Below are 22,328 nucleotides of genomic sequence, written 5' to 3'. Positions count from 1 at the left end.
GGCATTCCGCCCGGCACGCCCGGCACGCCCGGCACGCCCGCCCGCAGCATCCGGTCGGGGTCCGCCCCGTCGACCGGCATTCCGCCCGGCACGGCCAGCGGCCCGCACACCCCGCCGGGCTACCGGCCGCCCCAGGCCACCTCGCCCAGAATCCCCTTTGGATAATATACGATCTGTGATACCGTTCTGGAATCGCGCGAGATCGCGCATGAACCCGCAGTGAATTGCAGCTGACACAGCACTCACACAGCACAGACCGCAGTGAAATACGAAGGAGTATTCCATGGCATTGACGACCGATCACACCCAGGCCGAGAACAGGACGAACGCCAAACGGCGCGAGGAACGCCGCGTCCTGGCCGGCACGATGGTGGGCACCACCATCGAGTGGTACGACTTCTTCATCTACGCGCAGGCGGCCGGCCTCGTGCTGGCCGGGCTGTACTTCGCCCCGCTCGCCAATGACAACGCCGGTCTGGCGCAGCTGATCGCCTGGGCGTCCCTCGGCATCAGCTTCCTGTTCCGCCCGCTGGGCGCCGTGGTCGCCGGGCACCTGGGCGACCGCCTCGGCCGCAAGGCCATGCTCGTGCTCACCCTCGTCATCATGGGCGCGGCCACCGCGCTGATCGGCCTTCTGCCGACCTTCGAGCAGATCGGCGTCTGGGCACCGATCCTGCTCATCCTGCTGCGCATCCTGCAGGGCTTCTCGGCCGGCGGCGAGTGGGGCGGAGCCGCGCTGATGAGCGTCGAGCACGCCCCGGTCAACCGCCGCGGATTCTTCGGGGCCTACCCGCAGATCGGCGTGCCGACCGGACTCATCCTGGCGACCGGCGTGATGCTGCTCGTCACCTCCTCGATGAACGAGGAAGCCTTCCTCTCCTGGGGCTGGCGCATCCCGTTCCTCGTCTCCCTGCTGCTGATCATCGTCGGCTTCGTCATCCGCCGCTCCGTCGACGAAAGCCCCGTCTTCCAGGAGATGCAGGACCGCAAGAAGGAATCGGCCGCCCCGCTGCGCCAGCTCTTCTCCGACCACTGGCGCCAGGTCATCCTGACCGCCCTGATCTTCATCGCCAACAACGCGGCCGGTTACCTCCTGATCGCGTTCTTCTCCTCCTACGCCACGAAGCCGGTCGAGGCCGGCGGCCTGGGCATGGAACGCTCCCCGGTGCTGCTCGCCAGCACCATCGCCGCCGTGTTCTGGCTCGCGTCGACGATGTTCGGCGGCATCCTCTCCGACCGGATCGGCCGCATCCGCACCTTCCAGTTCGGCTACGGCTGGCTGTTCATCTGGGCGATCCCGATGTTCCTGCTGATCGACACCGGCAACATCCTCTGGTTCACGGTCGCGCTCGTGGTCCTGGCCAGCGGCCTCGGCTTCTCCTACGGACCGCAGGCCGCCCTGTACGCGGAGATGTTCCCGGCCCAGGTGCGCTACTCCGGCGTCTCCATCGGCTACGCCCTCGGCGCCATCCTCGGCGGCGCCTTCGCCCCGCTGATCGCACAGCTGCTGCTGGACGAGACCAGCTGGTCCCCGTCGATCGGCATCTACATCATGGTGCTCGCCACCATCTCCTTCATCGCCGTGACCGCGGTGAAGGAGACCCGCGGAGTGCCGCTCGGCATCTCCCAGCACGACTAGACCCGACCAGCACCACCCGCACCACCCGCACCACCCGCACCACCCGCACGACCAGACGCGACACACGCCAGCACGACGAGAAGGGCCGCCGCACTTGACGACATCACCCACATCCGCCAGCACCCTCGGGACGCCGGGCAAGATCATCGCCCTGCACCTGAACTACCCGAGCCGGGCCGCCCAGCGCGGCCGCACACCCAGCCAGCCGTCCTATTTCCTCAAGCCGGCGTCGTCGCTCAGTTCCAGCGGCGCGCCGGTCGAGCGGCCGGCCGGATGCGAGTTGCTGGTGTTCGAGGGCGAGATCGCGCTGGTCATCGGGCGCCGCACCCGCGGCGTCCCACCCGAGGACGGCTGGGCGGCGGTCTCCCACGTCACGGCGGCCAACGACTTCGGCGTGTACGACCTGCGCCACGCGGACAAGGGCTCGAACCTGCGCTCGAAGGGCGGGGACGGTTTCACCCCGGTCGGCCCGGCGCTGCTGTCGGCGCAGGACCTCGACCCGGCCGCGCTGCGCATCCGCACCTGGGTGAACGGCACCCTCGCCCAGGAGGACACGACCGCCGACCTGCTCTTCGGGTTCGGCCGGCTCGTGGCCGACCTGTCCCAGCTGATCACCCTCGAACCCGGCGACCTGATCCTCACCGGCACGCCCGCCGGATCCTCGGTGGTCGTGCCCGGCGACACGGTCGAGGTCGAAGTGGATGCCCCGGGCGCGCCGGGAGCGCCGAGCACCGGCCGCCTGGTCAGCCCGATCACGGCGGGATCGGTGCCGTTTCAGGACTTCGGGGCGAAGCCGCTGGTCGACGATCTGCAGCGCACCGAGGCCTGGGGGTCGGCCGAGGCGGCCGGGCTCGCCCCGGCATCCGTCGCCGCGCCGGCGTTCGACCTCACGGCCGAGCTGAAGGCCCGGATCAACAGCGTCGGCACCGCCACCCTCAGCGCCCAGTTGCGCAAGAGGGGCCTCAACGCCGTGTCGATCGACGGCCTGGGGTCCACCCGGCCGGACGCCCGCCTGGTCGGCCGGGCCCGCACCCTGCGGTACATCCCGGCCCGGGAGGACCTGTTCGAGTCGCACGGCGGCGGGTACAACGCCCAGAAGCGCGCGTTCGACTCGCTCGGCACCGACGACGTGCTCGTGATCGAGGCCCGCGGCGAGCTGGGCACGGGCACGGTCGGCGACATTCTGGCCCTGCGCGCCCAGGTGCGCGGCGCCGCCGGGATCGTGACGGATGGCGGCGTGCGCGACCTCGCGGCCGTCACCGCCCTCTCCATCCCCACTTACCACGCCGGACCGCACCCGGCCGTGCTCGGACGCCGGCACGTGCCGTGGGACACCGACCTGACCATCGCCTGCGGCGGCGCCTCCGTGCAGCCCGGCGACGTGATCGTGGGCGACGCGGACGGGGTGCTCGTGATCCCGCCGCACCTGGTCGAGGAGGTCGTGGCCGCCGCCATCGTGCAGGAGCACGAGGAGACGTTCATCGCCGCCATGGTCGCGGCCGGGCACGGCGTCGACGGGCTCTACCCGATGAACGCGGACTGGAAGGCGCGCTTCCGGGACTGGGCGAAGGAGCAGGCATGACGATCTCGACCGGCGCCCAGACCACGGATGCGTCCCTGAGCAAGGCGCAGCTCGCCCACCAGTGGATCCGGGAGCGCATCACCGACGGCAGCTTCAGCCCGGGCTACCGCCTCGTGCTCGGGCAGATCGCCCGCGAGCTGGGCGTCAGCACGGTGCCGGTGCGGGAGGCCATCCGTTTGCTGGAGGCCGAAGGCCTGGTCACGTTCGAGCGCAACATCGGCGCCCAGGTGGCCATGCTCGACGCCACCGAATACGTCTACACGATGCAGACCCTCGGCCTGGTCGAGGGCTACGCCACGGCGCTGTCCGCGCCGCTGATGGACGCGGACACGCTCGAACGCGCCCGGCTGATCAACGCGGAGATGGCCGACTGCCTGGACCACTTCGACCCGGTCAGTTTCACCCGGCTCAACCGCGACTTCCACTCGGCCCTGTTCGAGGCGTGCCCGAACGCGCACGTCCTCGATCTGGTGCACCGCGGCTGGAGCCGGCTCGGCACCCTGCGCGAATCGACGTTCAGTTTCGTGCCCGGCCGCGCCCAGGAGTCGGTCGCCGAACACGCGGCCCTGCTCGACCTGATCGAGAACGGGGCCGACCCCCTGCAGGTCGAACTCGCCGCGCGCAACCACCGGCTCGGCACCCTCGACGCCTTCCTGGCCCGGCAGCACCCCGCCGCCGCCGCATCCGCAGCAGCACCCGCACCCGCACCCGCACCCGCACCCGCACCCGCCTAACCCACCTCTACCTGTTCCCGTTCCGGTCGAGAGTGCCCGTTGCACCGGTCACTCTCGACCGGAACGGGCACACTCACCGGGTCTTGAACGACTTGACCACACTTGCTCCGAAGGGAAAAACAATGAAGTTCCGCACCGACCCGAGCCAGATCAAGGGCTCCATCGCGCCGCTGATGAGCCCGTTCACCGCCGACGGCGCCGTCGACCACGCCGGACTCACCAACCTGGTGAACTGGCAGCTCGCCTCCGGCACCCACGGCATCTCGCTCGGCGGCTCCACCGGCGAGCCGAGCTCGCAGACCATCGCCGAGCGCGCCGCCGCCATCCGCACGGTCGCCGCCGCGATCGGCGACCGGGTGCCCTTCATGCCCGGCACCGGTTCCGCCAAGCTCGACGAGACCCTCGAGCTGACCGCCGCGGCCCGGGACGCCGGCGTCGACGCCGCCCTGATCATCACCCCCTACTACGCCCGGCCCACCCAGGAAGCCCTCTACGTCTGGTACAAGACCGTCGCCGAGGAGTTCCCGGACCTGCCGATCGTGGCCTACAACGTGCCCAGCCGCACCGCCGTGGACATCGCCCCGGAGACCATCAATCGGCTCTACCGCGACTTCGACAACTTCGTCGGCGTCAAGGAGACCACCAAGGACTTCGAGCACTTCTCCCGGGTGCTGCAACTCTGCGGCCCCGAGCTGCTGGTCTGGAGCGGCATCGAACTGCTCTGCCTGCCCCTGATGGCCCTCGGCGGCATCGGCTACATCAGCGCCACCAGCAACATCGCGCCGGTCGCGCACGTCGAGATGTACAACGCATGGATGGCCGGCGACATCGAGACGGCCCGCCGCATCCACTATGGCCTGCACCCCCTCGTCGACCTGCTCTTCGTCGAGACCAACCCGGCACCGGGCAAGTGGGTGCTCGAACAGCGCGGCCTGATCGAGAGCGGCTTCGTGCGCCCACCGCTGATCACCCCGACGGATGCGGGCATCGCGAAGATGAAGACGCTCCTGGCCGCCGGCGAACCGTACCTCTCCCCCGTCGACGGCTTTCAGGTCGCCGGCTTCACCCCGAAGGCGGCCTGAGCCATGACCGAGACAGTCCAGACAGCGCCAGCCACCGCAACGGCGACGGCGACCACGCCGGTCAGCCGGCACGTGCCCGAAAACCTGCCCACCCGCATCCAGCACTTCATCGGCGGACGCTTCGTCGACAGCGTCTCCGGGGCGACCTTCGATGTGCTCGACCCGGTGTCGAACCAGACCTACGCCACCGCCGCCGCCGGCCAGAAGGAAGACATCGACCTCGCCGTCGCCGCCGCGACCGAAGCCTTCGTCAACGGCCCGTGGCCCGGCATGAAGCCGCGCGAGCGCTCCCGCATCCTGAACAAGATCGCGGATGCCGTCGAGGCCCAGGACGCCCGCCTCGCCGAACTCGAGACGTTCGACACCGGCCTCCCGATCACCCAGGCCCTGGGCCAGGCGAAGCGCGCGGCGGAGAACTTCCGTTTCTTCGCCGACCTGATCGTGGCGCAGACCGACGACACCTACCAGGTGCCGGGCAGCCAGATCAACTACGTCTTCCGCAAGCCGGTCGGCGTGGCCGGACTGATCACCCCGTGGAACACCCCCTTCATGCTGGAGAGCTGGAAGCTCGCCCCCGCGCTGGCCTCCGGCTGCACGGTCGTGCTCAAGCCAGCCGAGTTCACGCCGCTGTCGGCGAGCCTGTGGGCCGAGATCTTCCGCGCCGCCGGGCTGCCCGACGGGGTGTTCAACCTGGTCAACGGGCTCGGTGAAGAGGCCGGCGACGCGCTGGTCAAGCATCCGGATGTCCCCCTCATCTCGTTCACCGGCGAGACGACCACGGGCCAGACCATCTACCGCAACTGCGCCGCGAACCTCAAGGGCATGTCGATGGAGCTCGGCGGCAAGTCCCCGGCCGTCGTCTTCGCCGACGCCGACCTCGATGCCGCGCTCGACTCGACCCTGTTCGGGGTGTTCTCGCTCAACGGCGAGCGCTGCACTGCCAGCAGCCGGATCCTGGTGGAACGCCCCATCTACGAGGACTTCTGCGACCGCTACGCGGCCCGCGCAGCCAACATCGTGGTCGGCGACCCGCACGATCCGAAGACCGAGGTCGGCGCGCTCGTGCACCCCGAGCACTACGCGAAGGTGATGAGCTACGTCGAGATCGGCAAGTCCGAGGGCCGGCTGCTCGCCGGTGGCGGTCGCCCGGAGAACCTGCCGGAGGGCAACTACGTCTCCCCGACCGTGTTCGCGGATGTCGCCCCGACCGCCCGCATCTTCCAGGAGGAGATCTTCGGACCCGTCGTGGCGATCACCCCGTTCGACACCGACGAGGAGGCCCTCGAGCTGGCCAACGGCGTCAAGTACGGCCTGGCCGCCTACATCTGGACCAGCAACCTCACCCGGGCGCACACCTTCGCGCAGTCGATCGAGGCCGGCATGGTCTGGCTCAACTCGCACAATGTGCGGGACCTGCGCACCCCGTTCGGCGGGGTGAAGGCCTCCGGTCTCGGCCACGAGGGCGGCTACCGGTCGATCGACTTCTACACCGAGCAGCAGGCCGTGCACGTGACCCTCGGGTCCGTGCACACCGCCCGCTTCGGCGCGCACTAACCCCCTTCCGATCGCGTGAGGGGTCCCATATCGACCTTCCTTGGCCCTGCGAAGGTCGATTTGGGACCCCTCACCTGATTCCCCGCCACTACGCCAAACGACTGAAACTCAACGAGGAGGATTCCATGACCACCACCCCCATCCCCACGCCCACCGCGACCCCGCCGGACATCCTGCGCTGCGCCTACATGGACATCGTCGTCACCGACCTGGCCCGCTCGCGCGCGTTCTACGTCGACGTGCTCGGCCTCGTCGTGACCGAGGAGAGCGACACCGAAATCTACCTGCGCAGCTTCGAGGAGTTCATCCACCACAACCTCGTGCTGCGCCAGGGCCCCGTCGCCGCCGTCGCCGCGATGGCGTTCCGGGTGCGCGCCCCCGAAGATGTGGGCCTGGCCGAGGCCTGGTACCAGGAGCTCGGCTGCCGCACCGAGCGCCGCACGAACGGGTTCGTCAAGGGCATCGGAGACTCCGTGCGGGTCGAGGACCCGCTCGGCTTCCCCTACGAGTTCTTCTACTCCGTGGAGCACGTCGAACGCCTCGCCTGGCGCTACGACCTGCAGGGCCCCGGCGCCCTGGTGCGCCTGGACCACTTCAACCAGGTCACCCCCGACGTGGGACGCGGCCGCGGCTACCTCGAGGACCTCGGCTTCCGGGTCACCGAAGACATCCAGGACGATGACGGCGTCACCTACGCGGCCTGGATGCGCCGCAAGGACACCGTGCACGACACCGCCCTGACCGGCGGCGACGGCCCGCGGATGCACCACATCGCCTTCTCCACGCACGAGAAGCACAACATCATCTACATCTGCGACAAGCTCGGCGCCCTGCGGATGTCCGACGTGATCGAGCGCGGCCCGGGCCGCCACGGCGTCTCGAACGCGTTCTACCTCTACCTGCGCGACCCCGACGGCCACCGGGTGGAGATCTACACGCAGGACTACTACACCGGCGACCCGGACAACCCCGTCGTCACCTGGGACGTGCACGACAACCAGCGCCGCGACTGGTGGGGCAACCCGGTCGTGCCCAGCTGGTACACGGATGCCTCGCTCGTGCTCGACCTGGACGGCAACCCGCAGCCGGTGATCGCCCGCACCGAGTCCAGCGAGATGGCCGTCACGGTCGGCGCCGACGGCTTCTCGTACACCCGTAAGGACGACGTCGAGCACGGCTTCAAGCTGGGCAACACGCTCTAGCGGCCCACTCCGGCCGCCCGTTCCGGCCGCTCCCCGTCTCGTGAGTGTGCCCGTTCCGGTCGAGAGTGCCCGTTGGAACGGGCACTCTCGACCGGAACGGGCACTATCGGGGGCGGACTGCGGGCGGGTCAGACTCTGCGGAGAGGGTGGGGCGGAGCGGGTCAGCGGGTCAGACTGTGCGGAGCTCGCCGCGCACGCCGGCGTCGCCGGAGTGCGCCGGGTTGCCGTCGTCGGGCTCGGCGGACACGTCGACCAGCGGGAACTCGGACAGGTCCACTCCGTCCGGAATGGCGAAGTGGCCACTGTCACCGTCGAGCAGGCCGATGCTGATCAGCCCGGACGCGTCCGACTTGATCAGCCACACTTCCCGGAGCCCGGCATCCGTCGCCCCGGTGACATCGACCACCACCTCGCGGTGGCCATCGGCCGTCTTCTCGACCTGGGCGACGCCGCTGGCCGTCCAGCCGGGGAACGGGTCCAGTTCGGCCGTCGCAATCACCGGTGCCGGGGCCTGTTGCCGGAGGGATTCCCACCAGATTCCGCCGCCGATTCCTCCGACGAGGCCGACGATTCCCGCCGCCACCGCCACGGGCAGCCAGACCCGGCGACGACGGTGACGGGCGTGCGATCGCGACCCGGCCCCGATATCGGTGACGGATGCCGACTGTCCCGCCTGGTCAGGACCAGGGGTCGGTCCAGGCTCGGCTACGGCGGCGCGCTCGGGCTCGGGCTCGGCAGTTGCCGACGGCTCGGCTCTCGCTCCCGGCTCGGCAGGCTCTGCAGCTGCGGACGGCTCGGACTCCGCTCCCGGTTCGGCGAGCTCGGCCGGCTCGGCAGGTTCGGTGAGCGCGGCCGGCTCGGCCTCCGCTACCGGCTCGGCCGGCTCGGCCGGCTCGGCCGGCTCGGCCGCCGAAGCGTAGTCGGCGAGCCGCGGCGACGCGGCAACGGCGTCGGTCAGGCCGAGTGCGGAGTGGATCCGCCCCCAGACCTGGTCGCCGGGCTCGACGAGTCGCACTGTGCGGACGGACCGGCCGACGGCCACCGTGTGCTGGAGCGAGATCAGTTCCAGGGCGCACTCGGGGCTTCGCCCGGGGCGGGGGTGCAGCCGGTGAGCAGCACGAGAGCCACAGCGAGCGCTGGGATGCTGCCCGCTGTGGCTCTCATGGTGTCTGTTCCTCGTCCGGCGGGTGTCAGCGGCGGGCGCCGGCGGCGCGGCGCATGCCGACAACGGCTGCGGCGACGAGCCCCATCATGAGGGCCGCGAAACCGCCGACCATCAGTCCGGTCGATTTGCCGGTCTGGTTGGTGGCGACGAGGCCGCCCTCACCGGCGGGGATGCTGTCCGGGTTCGAGTGGAGCCCGTTGATCGTCTGCACGGCGAGCGCCAGGTTTTTGTCGGTCAGGCTGCCCCAGGCGTAGACGATCGTGTTCGTGCCCTCGGCGACGTTGACGTCTGCCGGGCCGATCACCGGGTCGGTGGTTCCGGTCGCGGCGACGGCGGCCGAGATGGTGCCGGCCGGCAGCACGAGCATCGACTCGTTCGGGTTCACCAGATTGGTGATCGCCGCGGCGCCGTTGGCCAGGACGTCGACCGCGGGGGCGGCGGCCACGTGGCGAACCGTCAGACGGCCCTCACCGGCGGCGAGCTGCGAGATGTCGTTGGTGAACAGCGTCGCGGTGGGTTTGCCGTCCGCCTGGAGGTGAGCCGCGGCGGTGTAGTTCTTGCCGGCCTCGAGCGGAAGGTCCACCGGCCCGATCACGGGAGCGCTGGCATCCGTCGCATCGGATGCGGTGATGGCGACCTTGTAGGTGCCGGCGGCGAGATCGAGCGGGCCGGCGAGGTCGCCCGGCTTGAAGTCGTCGAGGGTGAGCTTGTCGTTCACGTAGACGTCGACGGTGAGGCCGGGAACTCCGTGCAGCACGGACAGCTTCGCGACGTCGTCGGCCGCCTGGGCCGGTGCGATACCGCCGAGCGCGACGAGGGCGCCGAGGGCCCCGGCCGTCATGCCGATCTTGAGGGACTTGTGCATCGTTTCCTCCTGCTTGGGTCTGTAAGGGGGGTCATTCTGGGGAGGGAATCTGTCCCTCTCTTACCCTTACTTCTCCCGCCAGCCCGAAAACGGATGCACATGCATAGAAAAACATTTCGGTGCGGCTGGATTTCGGTGCGGTCAGACGGATGCGTCCCGGGCGGCCGCGCGGTGCAGCGAGATGTCCCGGCGGAAGATGACCATGACCAGCCCCAGCGACACCGCCGACACGGCAGCCCCGCCCGCGAACATGACCTGGTAGCTGAGCCAGGGCTCGAGCAGGGACAGTCCCAGCGGCACGAAGAAGCCGAGGTAGGTGATGCCGTAGTAGACGGCGGTCAGCCGGGCCAGGTGGTCCGGCGGCGCGATCCGCTGCACCTCCTGCAGGCCCGACACCATCAGCAGGCCGTAGGCGGCGCCGAGGAGGGCCGCGGCCGGCAGGATCAGCCACAGCCGGGGCGGGTTCACGGCGACGGATGCGAGCAGCAAAGACCCAACGGTCAGCATCAGGGCGACCATGATGCCGCGGGCGTTGTGCCCCGCGGTGATGCGGTGGCTGAACAGTTGCAGGGACGCGCCCGCCACGAGTGCCACCACGCAGAGCAGGGCCGCGAACGCGACCGGCGCGGACGGGATCTGTCCGGCGGCCAGTGCGGGCAGCACGGCGTACGCGGTCGTGGCCGTTCCGAAGACCCAGGGTGCCACGGGCACGATCAGGAGCAGGAATCGCGGGTACGGGGAGGTGGCCGGGTGGGCCGCCGGCAGGGGGCGGGCCGCGATGCCCCGGCCCCGGGACTCCGGGGTGCGCAGCAGCAGCAGGCCGAACACCACGGCGATGACCGTGTGCGCGGCGTAGGGCAGCACGCCGGGGAAGGGGGCCCACTGGGCCAGCGCGCCGGAGCTCGCCGCCCCGAGGGCGAACCCGAGGGACAGCGCGATCGTCGCCCGCCGCGCCCCCGAGGCCCGGTCGGCCCGGAGGTCGAACGGTTTCGCGGACAGTTCCTTCACCCAGCTGGTGCCGACGGCCATGGCCAGGCCGAGGGCGACGCCGGAGAGGATGCGGCCGGCCAGCAGCATCGGCACGTTGCCCGCGGACAGCGCCAGCAGCACGCTCCCCCCGATCGCGATCCAGGGCGCGGGCAGCATCAGCGGCCGGCGGCCGAACCGGTCAGACAGCGGTCCGGCGATCAGCAGCGCCGGGATGATGCCGAGCACGTAGGCGCCGAGCAGCAGGTTCGCCAGCTGGTTCGAGAACCCGTCGGCCTGGCGGTACATCACCAGCAGCGGGGTGAACTCGTTGCCGCCCCAGGCGACCGCGAAGATCGCCGCCGCCGGTGCCAGCCAGTGCCGCCCGGCCGTCGAGCCCGCACCGGTGGTCGGGCCGGTCGAGACCGCGCCCATCGGCGTTTTTCGCGTCGCATCCTGGATGTCGGTTGTCATGACGGTCCCCCGGTCGGCATTCGGCGGCTTCGGCGGCGAGGCACGCATTGCCCACCCTACGGGAGGCAGCACGGCTCGCTTCGCCAGACGGCGGTGAACCAATCACTGGCGACGACGTCCCGTCGGGTGTACCGTTCCTTTAGCCGATCGACCCCGTCTACACCCCACGTTAATGGGAGTCTCCCGTGCGCCGTATGCCGAGCACCCTCTCCGTCGCCATTACCGCAGCCGTTGCCGCCGCCTCGATCCTCGGCCTGGCCGCCCCCGCCGCTGCGGCCGATCCGCTTACGTTCGCCGTCATCGGGGATGTCCCGTACGGCTCGACGCAGCTCAGCCAGCTCCCCACCGAGATCGCGAACATCAACGCAGACCCCGCGGTGCAAACCGTGTTCCATGTCGGCGACATCAGCAGTCCGCTGGACTGCTCCAATTCCTACTACTCCCTGATCAGGAACCATTTCAACACCTTCTCCGATCCGATGATGTACACCCCCGGCGACAATGAGTGGGCCGACTGCTCACGCGCCCTGGTCGGAGCCGGCAACCCGCTCGAGCGTCTGGCGGCGCTCCGCTCCATCTTCTTCCCGAACCCCGGCGTCACGCTCGGCCAGAACAAGATGGCGGTGACCGCACAGGCGGGCTACCCGGAGAACGTCACCTTCCAGCAGGGCGCCCTGACGTTCGCGATGCTGCACATCGTCGGCAGCAACAACGACCTCAACACCTGGTCCGGCTCATCCAGCGTGGGCACCGCCCAGAGGGACGAGGTCACCGCCCGAACGAACGCGGTCATCTCCGAGATCCACACCGCCGTCGCGAACGCGAAGGCCAACGGCAGCCGCGCGGTGGTCTTTCTCACCCAGGCGGATATGTTCATCCCGGGCACCGGGAACTCGACCTACAAGCAGGCGTTCCAGCCGATCGTGACGGCACTCGCGACGGACAGCCTCAGCTTCGGCAAGCCCGTCTTCCTGTTCAACGGCGACACTCACGGGTTCGTCAACGACCAGCCTCTCAACCGGACCGACAACAAGTGGACGTCCTTCTACGGCACGGTGAAGGTGCCGAACTTCACTCGCATCACCGTCCAGGGCGGAACGTCGGAATGGGCGAAGATATCGGTGGTCGGTACGCCGAACGTGCTGCAGATCCAGCGGATTCCGTACAGTTCGACCCCGCCGCCGCCGCCGGCGAACGTGGCGCCCGTGGCGGCGTTCTCCAGCACCGTGGCCGACCTCACCGCGTCGTTCGACGCGTCCGGATCGAGCGACTCGGACGGCACGATCGCGTCCTACTCGTGGGACTTCGGCGACGGCGCGACCGGCACCGGGGCAACGGCAAGCCACCCGTATGCCGCGGCGGGCACATACCAGGTGACCCTGACCGTTCAGGATAACGGCGGGGCGACCGGGACGATCACGCACGGCGTCACCGTCACCGACCCGGGCACCCCTCCGCCGCCTCCGCCTCCGCCTCCTCCGCCGCCGGCCGGAACCGCCTACGCGACGGACTCGTTCACCCGCACCGTGGCGAACGGGTTCGGCACCGCCGACACGGGTGGGGCCTGGACGACCAGCGGCACCGCCGCGAACTTCTCCGTCACCGGCGGCACCGGCACCATCGCCCTTCCCCGCGGCGCGAACCGATACGCCTACCTCACCGGGGTGTCCGCCACCGACACCGAGATGACGGCCACCGTTACGTTCAACCGGCCCGGATCCTCGAGTGCCTACGTGGGCCTGATCGGCCGCCGCGTGGGCACCGGCAGCTACGGCGCCCGGGCCGTCGTGAGCTCCGCCGGATCCGTTCAACTGCAACTCCAGCGCAGCACCGACACCGTGCTGCGCTCGGTCAGCGTGACCGGCCTCACCTTCAACTCCGGCGACCAGCTCCAGTTCCGGCTCCAGGTCACCGGCACCTCACCGACCACCATCCAGGCCAGGGTCTGGAAGACCGGCACGACCGAGCCCGGAGCCTGGCAGGCCAGCATCACCGACACCACCAGCGCACTCCAGACCGCCGGCTCCATCGGCCTCTACAGCTACCTCAGCAGCAGCAGCACCTCCACCAGCCTCCCCATCACCTTCGACAACCTCTCCGCCGGACCCACCGGCTGATCGCCGGCTCGTCGGGGGGCCGACCGAATTGGGTAGCTTTTCGGTGAGTCTCCGGATACTGTCCCCTGCGACGCCGTCCACCCGAACGGCGCGGGCTGCCGGCTACCCACCGGGGCTCCCACCTTCCATTGAAGGGTCATCCAATGACGGCTGGACGAGTGGCGCGCGGCGCCTCCATCGCTGTTGTTCTCGCCACGATCGCCGGATCGGTGCTCGTCGCCACCCCGGCATTCGCCGAACCCGGCGGGGTGGTGATCTCCGAGATCAATTACCACGCCGCCTCAGACCTGGACGCCGACGACTGGTTCGAGCTGACGAACACGTCCTCGAGCGCCATCGACGTCTCGGGCTGGACCATCACCGACGCCGTCACCGCGACGTTCCCCGCGGGGTCCACGATTCCCGCACACGGCTACTTCGTCGTGGCGGCCAATGCCGTCCAATTCCAGACGACCAACGGGTTCGCACCCAACGCCGTGTACGGCGCCTTGACGAAGTTGAAGAACAGCACCGGCATCATCACCGTGAAGGATGCCTCGGCGGCCACCGTCGACACGGTGACGTACTCCGACGCCGGCCTCCCCGGCTGGCCCGCGTCCCCCGACGGAACCGGACCGACGCTCGAGCTTAGCGACCTCCTCTCCGACAACACGCAGGCGGCCAGCTGGGGCGCCAGCGCCGTGAACCTCGGCACCCCCGGCAAGGTGAACTCGATCAACGGCGCGGGCCCAACCCCGGAAATCACCGAGGTCACCGCCACCCCGGCGCGCCCGGCACCCAACGAGCCCATCACCGTCTCGGCCCGGCTGAAGCCCGGATCGAGTGCGAACCTCGTCTACAAGGTCATGTTCGGCGCGGACGCCTCCCTCCCGTTCCGCGACGATGCGGCTAGCCCGGGCGGAGCGGGTGACGGCGTCTACTCCGCCACCATATCCGGCCAGGCTGCCGGCAATCTCGTCCGGTACCGGATCGAGGCCGACGCCGCGGGCGTCGCGTATTCCCTTCCCGCGGACGGTGCGTCGATCAGATACCTCGGCGTCGTCGTGACGTCGGGCGTCAGCACCCAGCTGCCGGTCATCGAGTGGTTCATGGCCGATTCCGTCTACAACGACATCCTCGCCAACCACCGGACGGACGACTTCCAGGGTGCGGCCGTGTGGTCGTACAACGGGCAGGTCATCGACAACGCGCTGATGAACGTGCGCGGAAACACCTCACGCACGGCCGCCAAGGTCAACTGGAAGGTCGAGCTCCCCAAGGGGTACACGTTCGACCTGGGCGGCGCGCTCCCGTACCCGCTCGACGAGTTCGCCCTCCAGAACTACTCCGACAACTTCGCCGACGTCTCCTGGGCGACCGTGCGTGCCGCCGGCAACCGCGGCCTCAACATCCTCCCCGTCCGCACCCAGCGGAACGGCGCCTTCTGGAGCCTCGGCCGCATCATGGAGACCATGGACGGCTCCTGGCGCGACGCCCAGGGCGTCAGTGACTGGGCGATCTACAAGGGCGATGCCGGAAGCCTCGGCGCGACGTCCTCCCCGGCCGTCCTCGAGGCGAACGCCTGGCTGGACAAGAAGACCCGAAAGAGCGAGGACTTCACGGATGCGTGGACCCTGTCCAACACGGTGGACGCCAACCCGTCCGCCGCGCAGCAGGCCTGGATCTACAAGAACGTGAACGTCCCCGAGCTCGTCAACTACATGGCGACCAACTCGATCATCCGCCACCAGGACAGCGGGTGGTACAACTGGTGGATCGCGCGCGACACCGCCGGCACCGGCCGTTGGGAGATGTGGCAGTGGGACCTCAACTGGACCTTCACCACGCCGGCCAGCGACGGCAAGGGACTGTTCCTGACCCCGGACACCTCCAATAACTTCACGCAGGCGATGCTCGCCTACCCCGAGATCAAGGAGATGTTCTACCGCCACCTCCGCACCCTGGCCGACCAGTTCCTCCCACCCGGCCAGTACGAGGCGCAGTGGGACGCGATCACGTCCAAGACGCAGGCCGACTGGAACCTCGACCGTGCCAAGTGGGGCGGTTACACTCCGGCGTCTGCCCGGACGGCCTTCCTCGCCGGCCTGGCCGACCGCCGCAACGCGATCAACAACAACACTGGCACCGGAAAGCCGGTCCCGACCTCACAGTCGGCGAACGCTGCCGTCGTGATCAACGAGATCATGCACAGCGCGGCGAACACCGGCGGCGACTGGCTGGAGCTCGCGAACCCGGGCACCACGGCGGTCGACATCTCGGGCTGGAAGATCAGTAACGGGGTCAACCTGACGATTCAGCCCGGCACGGTCATCCCGGCCGGCGGTCGCATGGTGTTCGTCGAAAACGACAAGGCCTTCAGTGCCGCGTACCCCACCGGGAACCGGCTGGTCGGCGGCGAGTTCGTCGGCGACCTCAGCGGCGACGGCGAGGCGCTCACCCTGATGAACGGCGCGAACGTCGTCGACACGGTGACCTACGGCGCGACCGCGCCGTGGCCGGCGGCAACCGGCGGCCCCTCCCTGGAGCTGGTGTCACCGACCGCGGACAACGCGGACCCGGCCAACTGGCGGGCGACCTCGACCACGGGCGGCACCCCCGGATTGGTGAACACCGCGGGTGGCACACCGACGAACACCCCGCCGACCGCCGCGTTCACCGCGACCCCGAACGGGCTCGGAGTGAGTGTGGACGGCTCCACGTCGAGCGACCCGAACGGATCCGTCACCGGCTACTCCTGGAACTGGGGCGATAACACCGCCGCGGGCACCGGGGTCACGGCGACCCACACCTACGCCACGGCCGGCACCTACACGGTGACGCTCACGGTGACGGACAACGGCGGCGCCACGGGCACGACCATACGCTCGGTCACCGTCGGGAGCGTCACACCCCCCGCGGGCACGGCGCTGGCGCAGGACTCGTTCACCCGGTCGAGCACCAACGGGTTCGGCACCGCCGAGACCGGTGGGGCATGGACCGTCAGCGGAACCGCGAGCAACTTCGCGGTGAGCGGCGGGACGGCGAACATCACACTGCCGCAGGGCAGCAACCGTTTCGCCTACCTGGCGTCGGTGTCCTCATCGGATACCGAGGTGCGGGCGACCGTGGGGTTCCCCCGACAGTCCGCGAGCAGCAACTACGTCGGCCTGATCGGCCGCCGGGTGGGCACCGCGACCTACGGGACACGAGCCGTCATCGGCGCCAATGGGTCGGTGCAGCTGCAGCTGGTGAGAAACACCGATATCCAGATGCGGGCGGTGACCGTCGCCGGTCTCACCTACGCCACCGGTGATCGGCTCCAGTTCAGGCTACAGGTGACGGGGACGTCTCCGACCACCATCCAGGCGAAGGTCTGGAAGGTGGGCACCGCGGAGCCGGCGAACTGGCAGGCCACCGTCACCGATGCGACCGCCGGACTGCAGTCGGCCGGCTCCATCGGCCTGTACAGCTACCTCAGCAGCTCCGCCACGCCGACCTCACTCGTCGTCTCCTTCGACGACCTGTGGGCCGGTGCGACGGGCTCGGCCCCGACGGAACCCCCGGCGACCAACGCCGCACCGACGGCGGAGTTCACCGGGACCCCCAACGGGCTTGCCGCGAGCTTCGACGGCAGCGCCTCGAAGGACTCGGACGGGACGGTCGCGTCCTACGCCTGGGACTTCGGCGACGGGACGACGGCCACCACCGCCACACCCACCACGAGCCACACCTACGGCGCGGGCAACACCTACCAGGTCAGTCTCATCGTGAAGGATGACAAGGGCGCAACGTCGGCCCCGGTCACCCACCCGGTGACCGTGACCGGGCCGGTCACGCCGCCGCCGCCGGGGCCGGCCGCCTTCGCCACTGACGCCTTCGGTCGCACCACGACCAACGGCTTCGGCAGCGCGGACACGGGCGGCGCCTGGACGGTGACCGGGACCGCTTCCGACTTCGCAGTGAACGGCGGAACGGGCACGGTCAACGTGGCGGCGGGGGCGATCCGCACGGCGGTCCTCGGGGGCGTGTCCTCGACGAGCACCGACCTCACTGCCTCGGTGGCGTTCCCCCGACCCACGGCGAGCAGCGTCTACGTGGGAGTGATCGGCCGGCAGGTCGGTACCAACTCCTACGGTGCGCGGGTCGTGGTGGGCACCACCGGGGCGGTCCAGCTCCAGCTGGTGCGCAACAACGATCAGCTGATCGGCTCCACGATTGCCACCGGTGTCACCCTCAACACCGGGGACCGGCTGCAGTTCCGGGTGCAGGTGACCGGGACGGCTCCGACCACCATCCAGGCGAAGGTCTGGAAGGCGGGGGCTGCCGAGCCGGCGACCTGGCAGGGAACGCAGACCGACAACACCGCGGGGCTGCAGTCCGCGGGATCCCTCGGGCTGTACACCTACCTGAGCCGCACCGGGATGCCGGCCCCGATGACCATCTCGTGGGACGACCTGCGGGCGGCGCCGACCGCCTGATCGGGTGGCTCAGACAGTGGTGGGCGGGCTACGGCTCGCCCACCACTTCTGTGTGCGCCTGAACGTGGAGCATGCATCCGCCCCGGCGATGACCTGGGCAGGGGCTCAGGCCAGGAACTCCAGCGCGGCCCGTTTGAACTCGCGGGAGGTGAGCGTGTTCACGTGGTCCCGGCCGGGCAGCTCGCGGTACTCGGATCCGCGCGCGCGGGCGAGGTCGGCCACCCCGGTGGGGATGGCGTCCGCGCCGCCGGCGACGTAGAGCACGGGGATCTCGGCGGGCACGTCGAGCGTGGCGCCGGCCACACCCAGCACGCAGGCCGCGAGGGCCTCACGGTCGGCGCCGGCTCTGAACGCCGAACCGAGCACCGCCGCGATCGTCGGTTCGGTGGGGAGGGTGTCGTCGGCGACGAAGCGGCGCACGGCATCCGTGTCCCAGGTCTCGAACAGTTCGACCGGTCCCGCCCCGCCGAGAACCATGCGGCGCACCCGATCCGGGGCCAGCCGGGCCAGGGCCGCGGCCACCCTCGCACCCATGGAATAGGCGACGACGTCGACCTGGTCCAGGCCGAGGGCGTCGAGCACGACGACGAGGTCGGCGGCGAGCTGCCGCGGCACGTAGTCGATGCCGCGATGCGGTTTGTCGCTGCGGCCGTGACCGCGCAGGTCCGGCGTGATCACGCCGCGCCCCGCGTCCTGCAGCGCCCGCACCCAGCCCGTGCCGGCCCAGGTGATCTCGGCCGTCGACGCGAACCCGTGCACCAGCAGGATGGGGCGCTCCCCCGGCGCGACGTCGTACGCAATGCGCACGCCGTCGAGGCGCCGGGCGTACGCCGTGTCCGCGGCCATGCCGATGCCGGCGCCGGCCCCCGAATCCGACCCGTTGGTTGAGCCTTCCCCGACCACGCCTAGTCGACCACGTCGGACGTGACGAGCACCGCACCGGCGTGGGCCAGTTCGGCCAGGGCCGCGTCGCTCGATTGCGGGGCGACGCCGGCCACGAGGTCGGTCAGCACCCGCAGGTGCTGCCCGTGCTCGAGCGCGTCCAGGCCGGAGGCACGCACGCAGTGGTCGGTGGCGAGGCCGACGATGTCGATGTCCGTCACGCCGTTGGCGATGAGCAGCTCGCCGGTCTTCTCCCCGCCCTCCGAGACGCCGTCGAAGATCGAGTAGCCGGGTCGGCCCTGGCCCTTGCGGATGTGGATGGTGGTATCGGGCAGCAACAACGACGGGTGGTACTCGGCGCCGGGGGTCCCGGCCACGCAGTGCACCGGCCAGGTGCCCGTGAAGTCGGGCTCGCCCGACAGGGCGAAGTGGCCGGCGTTGTCGCTGTCGGGGTCGTGCCAGTCGCGGGACGCGAAGACGGCGTCGTAGGCATCCGGATGCGCCGCCAGCAGCGCACTCACTCCCGCGGCGACCGCAGACCCGCCCTCCACGGCGAGGGCACCGCCCTCGGTGAAGTCGTTCTGAACGTCGATGATGAACAGGGCCCTGGTCACGGGGTGGCTCCTTCGCTCGGCGGATGCGTCGATCAGCCGGTCAGTGGCTGACTGGTCAGGTGTTGGCTGGTCAGGTGTTCGACAGGTTGTCGCCGCAGCGGAAGAAGCCTGCGGTGATGGTGTCGAGCGCCTGCTTCGCATTATCGCTCACATCACCGAGCGCGTAAACGGCGAAGGTGAGCGGCGTGCCGTCGGCGGCGTGGATGATTCCCGAGAGCGTGTACCCGGTGTCGATCCAGCCGGTCTTGGCGAAGACGGCGCCGTCGGCGACCGCGTTCTCGCCCGTGAACCGGTCGCTGTAGGACAGCGATCCGCTGGGCCCGCCGGCCACGGGCAGACCGTCGAAGATGACCCCGAGGTTGCCCTCGCGGGCGTTGATCTTGATGAACAGGCGGGTCAGGTAGGACGGCGGCACGGCGTTGTCGTCGCTCAGTCCCGACCCGTCGGCGATCAGGATCCCCGAGGTGTCGAGGCCGTAGGGGGCGAGTCCGGCGACGGTGGACTGCTGCAGGGACTCGAACGTGTTGCCGGCCCCGGACTTGACCGCGACCAGGCGGGCGAGCATCTCCGCGAGCGCGTTGTCCGAGACGGTCAGGGACTGCTGGATGAGCGTCGACACCGGCTGCGACTGCACGGATGCGAGCTGGCGGGCGCCGGCCGGGGCCGTGCCACGGCTGACGCTGACACCGCCGCCCAGCTCGTCCGCGAAGGCCGCACCGGCCCGCCCGACCGGGTCGCCGCTGCGCGCGGAGGTGCTGCGCGAGGGGTTGTCCCGGTCGCCGTCGACCTGGAGCGCCGTGATCTCTGGCATGTAGCCGTCGGAGAGTTCCTTGCGGTCCCAGCTCGGGTCCCAGCCGGGGCCGCCGAACAGGGAGGAGTCGAGGATGAGGGAGGTGAGCGGCGGGTTCGCGGGGTCGGCCTGCCAGGCCGCGATGGTCTGGTCGGCCAGCTGGTCGAGATGGGCGGCCCCGGCGTACACGGATTCTTCGCCGGAGGGCGTGCGGGACAGGGTCAGGTCTCCCCCGCCGACGAGGACCACCGATCCCGGCGCGCTGCCGGCGACCACGGTCGTCGTGGCGCGGTAGTCGGGGCCGAGGACGCGGAGCGCGGCCGCGCTGGTCAGCACCTTGAGCACGCTGGCGGTGCGCGACGGGGTGTCGCCGCCGCGGTCGAAGAGCACCTCTCCGGTGGTCGCGTTGACGACCTGGGCCTGGAAGTTCGCGAGCCTCGGATCGGCGGCCAGGTCGGCGACGGAGCAGGTGCGCAGCGGGCTTGCCGCCGTGGCCGCGGTCGGCACCGGGCGGGCCGGCGGGGGCGCCTCGCTCGGAGCGGGCGTGCTCGTGGTCGTGCTTGTGCTGCTTCCGGCCGCCGCGGGTCGGAGAGGCGCCGGGGCGCCGGTGGCCGCGCTGGCGACAACGGCGCCGGTGCCGAGCAGCGCAAACAGGCCGGCAGCCGCCGCGATCCGGGTGGCGGTACGGTGCCGGGCGAAGAAAGCGGCGATCCCGGCGCGCGCTCGGGCAGGGCGGTTCAGCGGGGGATCCTGGTCTGACACCCCCGTACTTTACCGTCCCCCTACGTGTCAGGGTGAGTTGAGGCCAGTAGCTCAGAGCAAGTCCGCCGTTTGACGTAGGGCGAGAATCAGGAAGTCCCACCATGTCCAGCCCATCGTTGATCGCCGTGCGCGACGATAGTCCCATGAACAACAGCAGTCCTGGCCCCCGCGCGGGCGGCCCCACGCCCCGGCGGTCGTTCACGCCGAAGCAGAAACTCGACCACCTCGCCGCCTACGAGGACGCCATCTCCCGGAACGGCGGCGGCGCGTATCTGCGGGAGCAGGGCATCTATTCCTCCCAGATCACGGAGTGGCGAAAACTACGCGATGCCGGGGTGCTGCAGGGCAAGAAACCCGGGGAGAAGATCGGCCGGCTCACGCCCGAGCAGGCCGAGATCGCCCGGCTCCGCCGCCAGCTTGAGTTGACGGAACGGAGGTTGGAAACGACGGGGGTGGCGTTGGAGACNCGCGGACGGCCGCCAGCCTGGTCGGGTTACCGCGGGCGACCGCGACCCGGACACCCCGCACCCGGGCCGCCCGGCAGGTGGTGGTGCCGGCGAACCGGCTCGATGTCCTCGCGCGGGCCCGCATCCTGACTGTGGTGAACTCGGCCCGGTTCGTGGATTTGCCGCCGATCCAGATCTACGCGCAGCTGCTCGACGAGGGCGTGTATCTGGCGTCAATCTCAACGATCTACCGGGTATTGGCCGAGAACAAGCAGGTCAAGGAACGCCGCCGACTGGCCCGCCACCCGGCCCGCGCGATCCCAGAACTTGTCGCCACAGCCCCCGGCCAGGTCTATACGTGTTATGCCGACATTGTGATTATGCCGATGTTGGTCTCCGATCCCAGCTTCCAGGCGGGGACTGGGCTGAAAAGGTCGGCATAATCAAGCGCAAGTACTTCGACGCCTACGTGATGATCGATATTTACTCCTGCTACATCGTCGGCGCGAAGGTCCATCCGGCGGAGTCCGCGGTCCTCGCCACCGAGATGATGACGGAGACCTTCTCCATCCATGGCACCCTGCAGGTCGTCCACGCCGACCGGGGCACGTCGATGACGAGCAAGACCGTCGCCGCGCTGCTCTCAGATCTGGAGGTCACCAAGTCGCATTCCCGGCCTCGGGTCAGTAACGACAATCCGTTTTCGGAGGCGTGGTTCAAGACGCTCAAATTCGCCCCCGTGTTCCCGGAATCCTTCGGCAGCCTCGGCGATGCCCGACGCACCCAGGATTACGTCGTCAAACGCACCAGCGAGGGCAAAGGCGAGAAGGAGATCATGCGCTGCCTCAAGCGCTACGTCGCCCGCGAAATATACCGCGTCCTGCAAAACCCACGGCTCGGCCTGCTAACCAACGACCTGCGTCCACGGCGCCTCGCATTGCACCTCACCCAGACCGCAGTAGCACTCGAGCTGAGCGCCTGGCCCAAAGCCATCTCG

The 22,328-nt window shown here is 69.8% G+C and carries 14 protein-coding genes and 1 pseudogene; 9 read left to right on the top strand and 6 right to left on the bottom strand.

What is annotated here, in order from left to right:
• Positions 1-283: 283 nt before the first annotated feature.
• From E3T37_RS12580 to hpaD, 6 genes are all read left to right on the top strand, one after another.
• A complete protein-coding gene (locus E3T37_RS12580) occupies positions 284-1,639 on the top strand; it encodes an MFS transporter (RefSeq protein WP_134367297.1) in 1,356 nt (451 codons plus the stop codon).
• A 94-nt stretch (positions 1,640-1,733) separates the two neighbouring features.
• Positions 1,734-3,221 carry a fumarylacetoacetate hydrolase family protein gene (locus E3T37_RS12575; protein ID WP_134367295.1) on the top strand — a complete coding sequence of 496 codons (1,488 nt, stop codon included), beginning with the start codon at positions 1,734-1,736 and terminating at the stop codon, positions 3,219-3,221.
• Complete coding sequence (locus E3T37_RS12570) at positions 3,218-3,955, top strand: GntR family transcriptional regulator (protein ID WP_134367293.1); 738 nt, start codon at positions 3,218-3,220, stop codon at positions 3,953-3,955. Before E3T37_RS12575 ends, E3T37_RS12570 begins: the two co-directional genes overlap by 4 nt.
• Positions 3,956-4,077: 122 nt before the next feature.
• A complete protein-coding gene (dapA, locus tag E3T37_RS12565) occupies positions 4,078-5,037 on the top strand; it encodes a 4-hydroxy-tetrahydrodipicolinate synthase (protein WP_134367291.1) in 960 nt (319 codons plus the stop codon).
• A 3-nt stretch (positions 5,038-5,040) separates the two neighbouring features.
• Positions 5,041-6,591: a 5-carboxymethyl-2-hydroxymuconate semialdehyde dehydrogenase gene (gene hpaE / locus E3T37_RS12560; RefSeq protein ID WP_134367289.1), complete on the top strand. Its 1,551-nt coding sequence runs from the start codon at positions 5,041-5,043 to the stop codon at positions 6,589-6,591.
• Between the two features lie 125 nt (positions 6,592-6,716).
• Positions 6,717-7,793 carry a 3,4-dihydroxyphenylacetate 2,3-dioxygenase gene (gene hpaD / locus E3T37_RS12555; protein WP_134367287.1) on the top strand — a complete coding sequence of 359 codons (1,077 nt, stop codon included), beginning with the start codon at positions 6,717-6,719 and terminating at the stop codon, positions 7,791-7,793.
• A gap of 169 nt (positions 7,794-7,962) precedes the next feature.
• Here the strand turns inward: hpaD and E3T37_RS12550 are convergent, their stop codons facing one another.
• From E3T37_RS12550 to E3T37_RS12540, 3 genes are all read right to left on the bottom strand, one after another.
• Positions 7,963-8,808 carry an anti-sigma factor gene (locus E3T37_RS12550; RefSeq protein ID WP_166806104.1) on the bottom strand — a complete coding sequence of 282 codons (846 nt, stop codon included), beginning with the start codon at positions 8,806-8,808 and terminating at the stop codon, positions 7,963-7,965.
• Between the two features lie 175 nt (positions 8,809-8,983).
• Positions 8,984-9,823 carry a DUF4397 domain-containing protein gene (locus tag E3T37_RS12545; RefSeq protein WP_134367284.1) on the bottom strand — a complete coding sequence of 280 codons (840 nt, stop codon included), beginning with the start codon at positions 9,821-9,823 and terminating at the stop codon, positions 8,984-8,986.
• Between the two features lie 141 nt (positions 9,824-9,964).
• The gene (locus tag E3T37_RS12540; RefSeq protein ID WP_241978623.1) at positions 9,965-11,263 is read right to left on the bottom strand and encodes an MFS transporter; all 1,299 of its coding nucleotides are present in this window, start codon (positions 11,261-11,263) and stop codon (positions 9,965-9,967) included.
• Positions 11,264-11,457: 194 nt separating this feature from the next.
• Between E3T37_RS12540 and E3T37_RS17155 the strand changes: the two genes are divergently transcribed.
• Both E3T37_RS17155 and E3T37_RS12530 read left to right on the top strand, forming a co-directional pair.
• Positions 11,458-13,380: a PKD domain-containing protein gene (locus E3T37_RS17155; RefSeq protein ID WP_198416041.1), complete on the top strand. Its 1,923-nt coding sequence runs from the start codon at positions 11,458-11,460 to the stop codon at positions 13,378-13,380.
• 143 nt (positions 13,381-13,523) lie between these two features.
• Positions 13,524-17,837 (top strand): lamin tail domain-containing protein, encoded by a 4,314-nt coding sequence (locus tag E3T37_RS12530; protein WP_134367282.1) that lies wholly within the window; start codon positions 13,524-13,526, stop codon positions 17,835-17,837.
• Between the two features lie 105 nt (positions 17,838-17,942).
• Here the strand turns inward: E3T37_RS12530 and E3T37_RS12525 are convergent, their stop codons facing one another.
• The 3 genes from E3T37_RS12525 to E3T37_RS12515 form a co-directional block, all read right to left on the bottom strand.
• Positions 17,943-18,683: an alpha/beta fold hydrolase gene (locus E3T37_RS12525; RefSeq protein ID WP_174235718.1), complete on the bottom strand. Its 741-nt coding sequence runs from the start codon at positions 18,681-18,683 to the stop codon at positions 17,943-17,945.
• 59 nt (positions 18,684-18,742) lie between these two features.
• Entirely contained in the window at positions 18,743-19,333 is a 591-nt protein-coding gene (locus E3T37_RS12520; protein WP_134367280.1) for an isochorismatase family protein, read from the bottom strand.
• 70 nt (positions 19,334-19,403) lie between these two features.
• Entirely contained in the window at positions 19,404-20,885 is a 1,482-nt protein-coding gene (locus tag E3T37_RS12515) for a D-alanyl-D-alanine carboxypeptidase/D-alanyl-D-alanine-endopeptidase (RefSeq protein WP_241975821.1), read from the bottom strand.
• A gap of 143 nt (positions 20,886-21,028) precedes the next feature.
• On the opposite strand from E3T37_RS12515, the pseudogene E3T37_RS17425 reads away from it, so the two are divergent.
• Positions 21,029-22,109: pseudogene (locus tag E3T37_RS17425) on the top strand (DDE-type integrase/transposase/recombinase); the annotation flags it as partial.
• Positions 22,110-22,328: the final 219 nt, after the last annotated feature.

Source organism: Cryobacterium sp. TMT2-10 (assembly GCF_004403075.1).
Taxonomy (GTDB): domain Bacteria; phylum Actinomycetota; class Actinomycetes; order Actinomycetales; family Microbacteriaceae; genus Cryobacterium; species Cryobacterium shii.
This window is presented reverse-complemented; position numbering and strand designations above follow the sequence as displayed.